We start from the raw sequence: 9,822 nt of genomic DNA, 5'->3' as shown, positions 1-9,822 counted from the left end.
GGGCGGGCCGTCCACGCCCGCGGGGGGGCTGTGCGGCGGGGGGGGCCCGCCGCGGCCTTCCCCTGGGCGCCCCCCCCCGGGCCCCCCCCCCCCGGGGGGGGGTGGGGGGGGCCCCGGGGGCCCCCCCGACGGAGCCGATGGTGCTGTGTTGAGTCGCCCGGCGGCGCAGGTCAAAAAGGCCGAGCCCGCGGTGTCCTTATCCCATCCGGTTCTCCTCTCCCGTGGGGAAGCGGTGCCCCGTCGGCGGCCGCCGGCGAGGAGGCGGCGAACCTCGGCCGCCGGTAAGGCTTCCTCACTCACTCCCGTGGGCGGCGGGACGGCCAATCCCCCGGCACGTACCTGGTGGCCAGGGCAGACTGGCCGGTCTTGGCCGCAGTCGCCCTCGCGTGTGCTGGCGCGGCCGGTCGGATGGCAGAGCCGTGGCGGGAGGCAGTGGGCGTGGAAGCGGTCCTGCGGGTTGTTCCCGTCCCGGGCGAGACGACGTGGTCTTTCCTGCACCGGGTGGCCGCTGCCTACCGGCTGCAGGTCAGCGATCTGGCGGCCTGGTGGCGCTGGGTGAGTCCGGTACGGCATCGGTACAGCGGACGCCCGGACGGCGAGGTGCTGCTCGACGCGGTGGCGCAGGGGCAGTTGGCTGACTGGTGCCGGGTGCCGGCCGTCCATCTGGCGCGGGCGCTGCCGTCCTGGGCGGCCGGGCCCCAGGCGCTCGCCGAGCACGGGCGGGCCAAGGACAGGCCAGAACAGGACGGGGCGGGGCGGGCGTGGTGGCGGCTGGGCGCATCGCAGTGGGGGCCGGTGGCCTTCGGCTGTCGGCTGTGTGCGGTCCGGCGCGGGGCGGGGAGCGGGCCGGTGTGGGTGTATCGGCCGCCGTGGCAGCGGCTGTGTGTGCGGCACAGCCGGTGGCTGCTGGATGTGGGCGAGGGGCATTCGCTGGAGTTCGCCGACGTCGCCGCCTGGGCCGGGGAGCTGGGCCGGGCTCGGCACCGGTGGGCTGGGGTGATGCGGGCGGCTGGGGCAGGCGGTGTGGCGCCGGGTGAGGTGTTCGCGTTGGCGCGTGCGGTGGTGTGCGGGTGGTGGGAGCGGGAGGAGTTCTGGGAGCGGGAGGTGGTGTGGGGGCCGCGTCTGGAGCAGTTGGTGGCGGCCATGCGTGGGCGGGGTGTCGATCCGGTGGGCTGGGGGGATCGGCAGTGGCGGCTCGTGGCGAGGGATGTAGTGGTGTTCCCCGACATTGTCGCGGTGGCCCAGGCCCTGGGTGATCTGCGGCTGTGGGAGCGGGCCGGGCAGGGAGCGGGTGGTCTGTTGCGTGACCGGGCCGGTGCCGAACGGTTCGCGGCCGCGCTGGGCGGGCGGCTGGGGCGGCCCTGGCTGGGCGAGGTGGAAGCGGCCGGTCCTGCAGGGCCGTTGGCCCGGTGGGTGTCGGCGATGGCCCGCGAGCGGCGCCGGCCCGGTGGGGCACCGCCGCTGCGCGGGATGCGGGGGGTGTGGTGGGTGCGTGGCCCGCACCGGCCCCTTGAGGTGGGGGCTGGCCTGCGTCTGCTGGCCCAGTCCCCGGACGCCGGGACGGTCGGGGCGCCGCACACCGTCGTAGGCGAGGGCATGCGCAGGGCTGGAGATGCTGCGGCAGCGGCGGAGCGGGGAGGGTGCAGCGGGGGGCCGGCGGCGCTGGCGGTGCCGCGGCGGGCCTGGCACGGCCAGGGGCTGACTCGGTGGCATGCGCAGTTGTTCGCCGAGGGTCTTGAGCACGCCCGCCGTCATGCGCAGCGGTTCGGGCATCTGGCGCTCGCACACACCGAGCGGGGGGTCGTGGAGGGTTTCGACCTGGGACGGTGGCTGGCCAGGCGCCGTGCGGACGCGGCTTCGCTGACCGTGTGGCAGACGGCGCAACTCGTGCAGCTGGACCCGTGGTGGAACCCGCCCTGGTCCATGGACTGGCAGCGTGCCTGGCATCGCGCCCGCGCTTATGCGGGCGAGCACGGCCTTGTGCACGGCGGTGACAATCTGGGCGGGCTGCCGCGCTGGCTGGAGCTGTGGCTGCGCCGTCAGATCACCCGCTACGCACAGCTGCACGAAGGCCAGCAGCGCCTGCTGGCCGAGCTCGGCCTTACCAGCGGCGAGGTTCAGCGGTTCCAGGCCTGGTCCGGGCGGCGCCGCCCGGTCGGCGAGGCCTTCGCCCTTGCCCGCGCCTACGCCGCCCGCCACGGGCACCTCGCGGTGCCCGGAACCGTCACCATCAACGGATTCGCGCTGGGCGCATGGCTCACCGCGGCGCGCGGGCGTCAGCGCAGCGCCGGCCGGCCCACCTGGCTGGGGCAGCGGCTGGGCGCTGTCGATGCCTGGTGGAACCCGCCCTGGTCCATCACCTGGCAGCGCATGTGGTGGGCCGCCCGCCACCACATGCGCGGCCTGCCCGACGGGGGTGCAGTGGTGGCCGGGCGCGCCGAACGCCGAACACGCATCAGCCTGGCTGTGTCAGCAGTACGCACGAGGAACACTGCTGCAGCCAGGGCAGCAGCAACTCCTCGACGAGCTGATGCTGCCGGCCGGCACGACGCCGGTGTGGCAGCCGCGGATCAGCGACGCCGCCTGGCAGATCCTGATGCCTTTGCTTCCCGCACGCCCGCCGTCTGACGGCCGTTATCGCAGCGAACGGCAGATCCTCGAAGCCATCGTCCACGTCGCCTGCACCCAGCAGTCATGGCCGCAGCTCCCCCAGACGCTGGGAAGCTACAAGACCTGCCGGCTGCGCTACATCCGCTGGCGTCAGGACGGCACCCTGGCCCGGATCGCCACAGCACACCTGCCCGCCACCGACCGCACCTGGCAGACCGCCCTCACCCACGCTCTCTCCCGGTAGACCGCACCCACAGCCGGCCGCAAGCCGACCGCACCGACGGGTGCGAAGCCGGCGGCGGACTCGTCATTTGTGACCAACTGGTTCAGCCGTACGAAACCGCATGTCCTTCTGTCTTCGTCACATCGCCGGTCGGCCGGTCTCCGAGCGCGAACAGTTGGTGGGGGGAGCACCATCGGCAGCCGGGGTTGATGCGGGCGCACTCAGGTACTCAAGTACGGCGATTCCTTTTCGGGCAGTTCATGAACGGGAACCATGACCATCCGCTTGTTTCGGCGGAACTGGTCGATGGCCGCCCGCTTCACCGCGGTGCGGCCGTAGGCGGTCAGGGAACCCTGCCCGGCGGTGAGGAAATCCCACCGCCGGTACATGTTCAGGTAGACGTCCTGCACAGCGTCCTGGGCGCTGTGCAAGTCGCCTGCCTGGGCCCGGGCCAGTCGGGAGAACGCCTCGATGGTCTCGAGGACGAAGGACTCGAAGTCCGCTCCCGGGGCGGCCTCGCTCACGCGGCCTCCCGCGTGGCGATGGCCGGTGGCCTGCCGGCTCGGCTGCGTCCTTGCGGAACAGCCACGCCGGCCGTCCCTGCTCGAAGCGGGCCGCGGCGCCGCCGTCGGGCAGGGACTGCGCCATCGCGACCATGGTGGCGCGCTGCTCGCGCTCCGCCCGGGTCTCGATGTGCGCCTTCACAAGCATCTCCACGACACCCTTGGCGCGGCGCATCGCGAAGAACAGCAGGACCAGCACGGGAAGTGACACCCCGCCCGCTCCCACCCAGTACGACCAAGTCATCGACCAGGCCTCCCAGTAGTGACGAACTCGTTGATGAAGACACAAGGCCCTCATCCCTTACACGCCACAGGAGGGCCAGATCCGGATGCCGGACGGCAAGAATTTTTCCCAACTCCCCCTACCGGCCCGCCCCTCACACTGTTTCCCCAGGTCACACGGTTGACTGGGCTGGAAGATTGATGCAGATGGGAAGGATCCGCGTCGAATCCGGGCCCCCGAGGGGCGCGCGGGCTGGGCGGGCGTCTGGCGCTGTGAGACGAGCGGCACCGGGGCGGCCGCTGAGGGGCGCCTTGATCGCGACGGCTCCGGTCGGCAGGGGTGTTGGTGGTCTCGATCTGCTGAGCATCCATTGCGAAAACGCCCGCCGGGACGGCGAACACGAGACCGTTGTGGAGTGACCCATTACCCCGGCCTCCTGCGGATCGCTCCCCTGCTGGGGGAGACGACTTCGTCGCTGATCTGCCGCATCGCGAGCCGCTACGGGCTGGAAGCGAAGGCGTTGCGGTCCTGCTGGCACTGGCGCAACTACCAACCCGCGCACGACGGCGGGAGCGCGCGGGCCGACTCGGAAGTGCTGCTGAACGCAGCCGGACGGCAGCTCCTGGCATGCCTGTGCGGCGTCAAAGAAGACGTGCTGGCGCGGGCGTTGCCGTCCTGGGGGCAGGAAGACGCCAAGCTGCCCGACAGGGAGGACGGAGTGCCGGCGGCGGCGTGGCGGATCGGCGGCGCGGTCGCCGGGCCGGTGGCGTTCGGCTGCCGTCTGTGCGCGGCCCGGCGTACGGGGACGGCCGTGCGGGTGGTGCGCTACACGCCCCGGTGGCAGCGGGTGTGTGTCCGGCACGGGCGGTGGCAGCTGGATGCGGACGCCGACCAGCCCCTCGAGCACCTCGACCTGCGGGATCTGCCAGAGGTGGTCCAGGCGCAGCGGCGGTGGGCCAGTGTGAGGCGGCGGGCGGTACGGACTGGGGCGGAGCCGGCGCGGGTGTTCGCGCTGGCGCAGGCGGTGGTGGCCCGGTGGTGGGAGCAGGCCCTGCAGTGGGAGCGGGAGACGATCTGGCCGCGGCGCCTGCACCAGGTCGCGGGCGGGGATGCAGGTGGTGATCTGGAGCGGTGGCGGATCGTGGGGCGGGACGCGGTCGTCTTCCCGGAGGTGGTGGCCGTCGCCGACGCACTGCTGGACCCGGCCATGGCCGAGCTGGTGTGGGCCGACAGCGGTGCCGGGCGGCCGCGGGCGCTTCCCGCCGACGGGGCGTTCTGCCGCAGGCTCGGTGAGCTACTGGGGCGGGGATGGCTGGGGCCGCTGGCCGCGACGGACCACGGCGGGCCGCTCATCGCGTGGATGGGCAGCGTCATCCGCCTTCGCCGCGGCGCTGGCGGGCCGCCCGGCTACGACAACGACCCGTGGTGGCTGCGGCAGGAACACCAGGCCGCAACCATGGCTGGCCAGCTGCGGGTGCTGGGCAAGGAAAAGAAGGCACCCGGTTCGGGGACGATGTGGCGGGCTGCGGTGCCCGCCGATCAGCGCAGGCTCATCACCAACGCTATCGACAGCGCCGAGGAGCAGTTGCTGCAGTTGCATGGTGTGCAGAGCGGGCCGACCGCCGAGGTCGCCCGGCGTCTGCTGCGCGGGCTCGGTCACAGCGCCGGCCTGATCGAGAACGCCTGGAAACGGACCGCGGTGGCGGCGGTGAACGGCGGGGTGCCGCTGGAAGAGGTGGCCCGGTGGGTGGACATGCCCGTCGAGGTGATCCGGAAGATGCTGACCGCGGACAGGCGGGAGAGCGGCGGCTGAGCACGATGCCTAGGGAGGGTCGGCTGTTAGCTGATACGGCACTCGTTCGTGGCAGGAACACTGAAAACAGTGGTCCGGGCGGGCGGGAGCGACTTGGCTGGCGCGGGTGACCAGCACAGGAGCGGCCCGGGGCCGGGCAGGGCGGGCCGGCGTGGCCCAGCATGGCGGGTTCGAGGCGGTGTTCCTCGACCCGGTGGGGCAGGTGGTGCAGCAGCGGTGGGTGGATGCCGCCATGACCGTGGCGTTCGAGGACTTGGCGCCGGTGTCGGCGTTCCCGGTGGTCCCGGGACGCCGCTGGGGGCCGGGCCTGTGGTGGTCGGCGACCACCGGGCGGCACGTGGCTGCGGGGTCGAACGCGATGCGCGCCCAGCTGATGGTCCTGGACCGCGACCCGGATGTGACGGGCCTGGCGGGGCGGCCGGTGCGGCTGCTGTGGCGTGATCCGCGCGGGCAGGTGCGTTCCTGGGTGCCGCAGCTCTTCGCCCGCCGTGCCGACGGCAACGCGCTGCTCGCCGACTGCCCCAGCCACCCCGACGCCGGCGGCGGACGCGCCCGGGGCGCCGCCCAAGCCGTCGCGGAAGCGTGCGCGGACATCGGCTGGACCTACCGGCGCCTCCCACCGCTCGCCGACGTTCTGGCTGCCAACCTGAAATGGCTGGCCGGCTACCGCCACCCCCGCAATGTCGGCCGCCAGGGCCTGATGGCGGCGGTCCTCGAGGCGTTCACGCGGCCCCGGCCGCTGATCGAGGGCACCGAAGCGGTCGGCGACCCGATCGAGGTCCTCCCCTGTGTCTTCCACGCCCTGCGGCACGGCCGGTTGACGGCTGGTCTGGACACGCCGTTGCACGAACGCGTCCTCGTCGGCCCGCGGGGTTGGAGCGACCCGGGCAAGACGGGAGGTGCCGGGTGAGCGCGCGGCGTAATGCCCGGCCGGCCGTGAAGGTCGGTGCTCGCGTCCGGTTCTGTGGCGTGACGTGGCAGGTGGTCGCCCTTTCGGGGCAGGAGATCCACCTCGTCGGCCCGGACGGCGGCGGCCAGGCCGTGCTCAGCGGGCACCTGTTCGCCGACCCCGGCTTCGCCGTCATCGGGGCCGACGCCCCTCAGGCGGCCCCGCAGTGGGGGCTGTTCGAGACCGCCCCCGCCGCAGCGCGTGAGAAGGCGCTGGCCTGGCGGCGGCACGTGCGGGAAGTCGAGTGCGGGCTTGCCGGCGGGCCCAGCAGCGAAGGAGTGGTCCGGCCGCAGTACGACCCGGAGCGGCACACGCTGGCCGAGCGGGAGCAGGCCAAGGCCGAGGAACTGACCGCGCTCGGCTTTGGCCGGGTGTCGCGCACCACGGTGCAGCGCATGCGGCTCGCCTACCGCAAACAAGGCCTGTGGGGACTCCTCGACCACCGCACCACCCGCGCCTCCAGCCCCACCGGGCGGGCCGACGAACGGGTCGTCGCCGCCGTCCGTGAGGCGCTGCGCCGCCGCCGCGGGCGTTCCAAGGGCACCATCAACGGCCTGTTCCCCCTGATCAACCAGATTCTGGAGGACCGGCACGGCCCCGGCACGGTGCCGGCACCGTCCCAGGCCACGCTGTACCGGCTCGTCACCAACCTCGCCCGGCCAGGCGAACTGCCCTCCGGACCCGTCCGGCAAGTACCGGCGAGCGTCGACGGGCGGGCCTTCACCCCCGCCACGGCGCTGCGGCCCGGCGAACAGGTCCAGGTCGACACCACCCGCCTGGACGTCCTCGCCCTCTTCGACGACGGGCGCCTGGCCCGCCCGGAGCTCACCATCGCCGTCGACGTCGCCACCCGCGCCATCCTCGCCGCCGTGCTGTGCCCGAGTGCGACCAAGGCCGTCGACGCGGCCCTGCTGCTCGCGGAGATGGCCGTCCCCCACCCCGCCCGGCCCACCTGGCCGGACATCCTGCGCATGGACCACGCCCCCGCACTCCCCCACCACCGGCTGGCCGCACTGGACGAGCGCCTCGTCGGCGCGGCAGCCCGGCCGGTCGCCCTGCCCGAGACGATCGTCGTCGACCGCGGCAAAGTCTTCGTCTCCGCCGCGTTCACCGCCGCCTGCGAACACCTCGGCATCAGCGTCCAGCCCGCCCCGCCCCACGCCCCCACCGCCAAAGGCATCGTCGAGCGGACCTTCGGCACCATTAACCACCTGTTCTGCCAGCACCTGCCTGGCTACACCGGCTCCGACGTCACCCGCCGCGGCCCCGACACCGCACACGACGCCTGCTACAGCGTCCCCCAGTTCCAGGACCTCCTCGACGAATGGCTGGTGCACTACCACCACCGGCCCCACGAAGGCCTGCGCCACCCGCTGATGCCGAAAAAGCCCCTCGCCCCGAACCAGATGTGGGCTGCGCTCGTCGCCGTCGCCGGACACGTACCCGTCCCGCTCACCGGCCGCGACTACCTCGAACTGCTGCCCGTACGCTGGCAGGCCATCACCCCCGCCGGCATCCGCATCCACCACCGCACCTACGACGCCGATCTCCTCGCCCCCTATCGCGGCCAGGCCTCCCCCGTCGCCGGCCGGGGCGGGAAATGGGAGATCCACTACAACCCCCACGACGTGCGCCAGATCTGGATCCGCCTTACCGACGGCCACCTCACCGAAATCCCCTGGATCCACCGCGACCACGTCCACCAGCCGTTCAACGACCACACCTGCAGCACATCCGCACCCACGCCCAGCACAGCAACCACGACGACAGCCATCAGCATGAAGCCGGCCTGGCCGACGCCCTCGACCAGCTCATGCGCCGCGTCCACAGCGGCCACGCCACCACCACCGAACAAGCCCTCCTCGCCCGCGCCACCACGCTGCCCATTCCCGCCGCCCGGCACCCGCAACACGGCACCGGCCCCACCATCGGCGAGCCGGCGCAACACGACGGCGACGACAGCATCGACGACCTCGACGACCTCCCCGACGACGACACCCGACCAGCCGCGGCCACCGGCTTCGGCCTCTACGACGCCCACGAGGAAGCCGGCAAATGGTGAACACCCACCCCCGCCCAGCAGCACACCCACCGCGCAGTGCACCCGCCGACGCGGGCAGCGGCAACACGGCCGAACCTTCCTGGCCCCTGACCACCTGGCAGGGCTGGCAGCACTTCGCCACCACCGACCCACCCGCCCCACCCCAGCCCGGCGACCCGCCCCGCAGCACCGACGAACGCCTCGCCTACCACTCCGCGTTCGTCACCATCCGCACCCCCGCCATCAGCCAACTCGCCACCCAGGTCCGCACCCTGATGATCCTCGGCCGCCACCAGCACACCACGGCACGGCCCTCCCTCATCGTCACCGGACCCGCCGCAGCCGGGAAAACCACAGCCCTGCTCAACGTCGGCCGCACCTGCCACCTCGCCCACACCCGCAAAAACCCCGCACCGCCCGGATCAGCACACGCCGCAGCCCCCGTCGCCTACGTCCTGGTCCCGCCCGGCGCCACCGCGAAAACCCTCATCACCGAATTCGCGGCTACCTCGGCATCCCCACCACCACCCGCATGACCCAGACCCAGATCACCGACGCCGTCTGCCACACCTACACCGCCGCCGGCATCCAACTCGTCCTCATCGACGAAATCCACCGCCTCAACCCCCGCACCACCACCGGCGCCCAGACCGCCGACCTCATCAAAGACCTCACCGAACGCCTGCTCGCCACCTTCGTCTACGCCGGCATCAACGTCACCGACACACACCCCTCTTCACCGGCGTGAGAGGCGCCCAACTCGCCGGACGCGCCACCCTCATCACCTGCGGCCCCCTCCCCGCCCGCCACGGCACCCACCAACCCTTCCGCGACGTCATCACCGACATCGAAAACGCCCTCGACCTCCACCACCACAAACCCGGCACCCTCCCCCGGCACGCCCCCTACCTCCACCAACGCACCGCCGGCCGCATCGGATCCCTCACCCGACTCATCCGCCAAGCCGCCATCACCGCCATCCACGACGGCACCGAACGCATCACCAAAACAACCCTCGACGCGGTACGACTCGACCACCTCACCGAACAACACAGGCGCCCCACCCGCAACCGCTAACCCCACCCACCAACCAGACAAAACAACCCTGACCAGCAAAAAACCAAACAGACCATTACACCCCAGAACTACCTACACCACACCCAGACACACTCCATACAGAACACATAACCCCAGCTCACACACCCGACCCACCCCACTCAAACCACCCACCCGACCTCTCAACAAACCCACAACACCCCAGGCCAACAACCACCCCGCACACCAACAAGCCCCCCTCCGAGCGTTAGACGCCGTTTCAGTTGGTGAGTCGGCGGTAGCTGATGAGGGCTGCGGCGATGCCGACGAAGGCCAGGAAGTGCTCGGCCTTTCGCTCGTAACGG

General features: G+C 72.3%; 7 protein-coding genes and 3 pseudogenes. 7 read left to right on the top strand and 3 right to left on the bottom strand.

Annotated elements, in window-relative coordinates:
• Window positions 1-438: 438 nt before the first annotated feature.
• A complete protein-coding gene (locus ACIHAR_RS38695) occupies window positions 439-2,628 on the top strand; it encodes a Helicase associated domain protein (RefSeq protein ID WP_400023921.1) in 2,190 nt (729 codons plus the stop codon).
• Window positions 2,603-2,854: a transposase gene (locus ACIHAR_RS38690; RefSeq protein WP_400023920.1), complete on the top strand. Its 252-nt coding sequence runs from the start codon at window positions 2,603-2,605 to the stop codon at window positions 2,852-2,854. The genes ACIHAR_RS38695 and ACIHAR_RS38690 overlap by 26 nt, the downstream gene beginning before the upstream one ends.
• 200 nt (window positions 2,855-3,054) lie before the next feature.
• Here the strand turns inward: ACIHAR_RS38690 and ACIHAR_RS38685 are convergent, their stop codons facing one another.
• Window positions 3,055-3,357, bottom strand: coding sequence for a sigma factor (locus tag ACIHAR_RS38685; protein ID WP_400023919.1), 303 nt, complete (start codon window positions 3,355-3,357; stop codon window positions 3,055-3,057).
• A gap of 677 nt (window positions 3,358-4,034) precedes the next feature.
• Between ACIHAR_RS38685 and ACIHAR_RS38680 the strand changes: the two genes are divergently transcribed.
• The 3 genes and pseudogenes from ACIHAR_RS38680 to ACIHAR_RS38670 all read left to right on the top strand — a co-directional run.
• Window positions 4,035-5,432 (top strand): DNA-binding protein, encoded by a 1,398-nt coding sequence (locus tag ACIHAR_RS38680; protein WP_400023918.1) that lies wholly within the window; start codon window positions 4,035-4,037, stop codon window positions 5,430-5,432.
• A 151-nt stretch (window positions 5,433-5,583) separates the two neighbouring features.
• Window positions 5,584-6,342: a TnsA-like heteromeric transposase endonuclease subunit gene (locus ACIHAR_RS38675; RefSeq protein ID WP_400023917.1), complete on the top strand. Its 759-nt coding sequence runs from the start codon at window positions 5,584-5,586 to the stop codon at window positions 6,340-6,342.
• A gap of 434 nt (window positions 6,343-6,776) precedes the next feature.
• Window positions 6,777-7,985, top strand: a pseudogene (locus ACIHAR_RS38670) (transposase); the annotation flags it as partial.
• Between the two features lie 8 nt (window positions 7,986-7,993).
• On the opposite strand, the gene ACIHAR_RS38665 reads toward ACIHAR_RS38670, so the two are convergent.
• Entirely contained in the window at window positions 7,994-8,218 is a 225-nt protein-coding gene (locus ACIHAR_RS38665; protein ID WP_400023915.1) for a hypothetical protein, read from the bottom strand.
• On the opposite strand from ACIHAR_RS38665, the gene ACIHAR_RS38660 reads away from it, so the two are divergent.
• Window positions 8,195-8,443: a hypothetical protein gene (locus tag ACIHAR_RS38660; protein ID WP_400023913.1), complete on the top strand. Its 249-nt coding sequence runs from the start codon at window positions 8,195-8,197 to the stop codon at window positions 8,441-8,443. The genes ACIHAR_RS38665 and ACIHAR_RS38660 overlap by 24 nt on opposite strands.
• A gap of 86 nt (window positions 8,444-8,529) precedes the next feature.
• Window positions 8,530-9,499 (top strand): annotated as a pseudogene (locus tag ACIHAR_RS38655) (TniB family NTP-binding protein).
• A 238-nt stretch (window positions 9,500-9,737) separates the two neighbouring features.
• Here the strand turns inward: ACIHAR_RS38655 and ACIHAR_RS38650 are convergent.
• Window positions 9,738-9,822 (bottom strand): annotated as a pseudogene (locus ACIHAR_RS38650) (IS5/IS1182 family transposase); the annotation flags it as partial.

The sequence above is a fragment of the Streptomyces sp. NPDC052016 genome, assembly GCF_044548445.1.
In the GTDB taxonomy this organism is placed as follows: Bacteria; Actinomycetota; Actinomycetes; order Streptomycetales; family Streptomycetaceae; genus Streptomyces.
The sequence above is the reverse complement of the archived record's forward strand: the minus strand, read 5'-3'. Positions and strand labels throughout refer to the sequence as shown.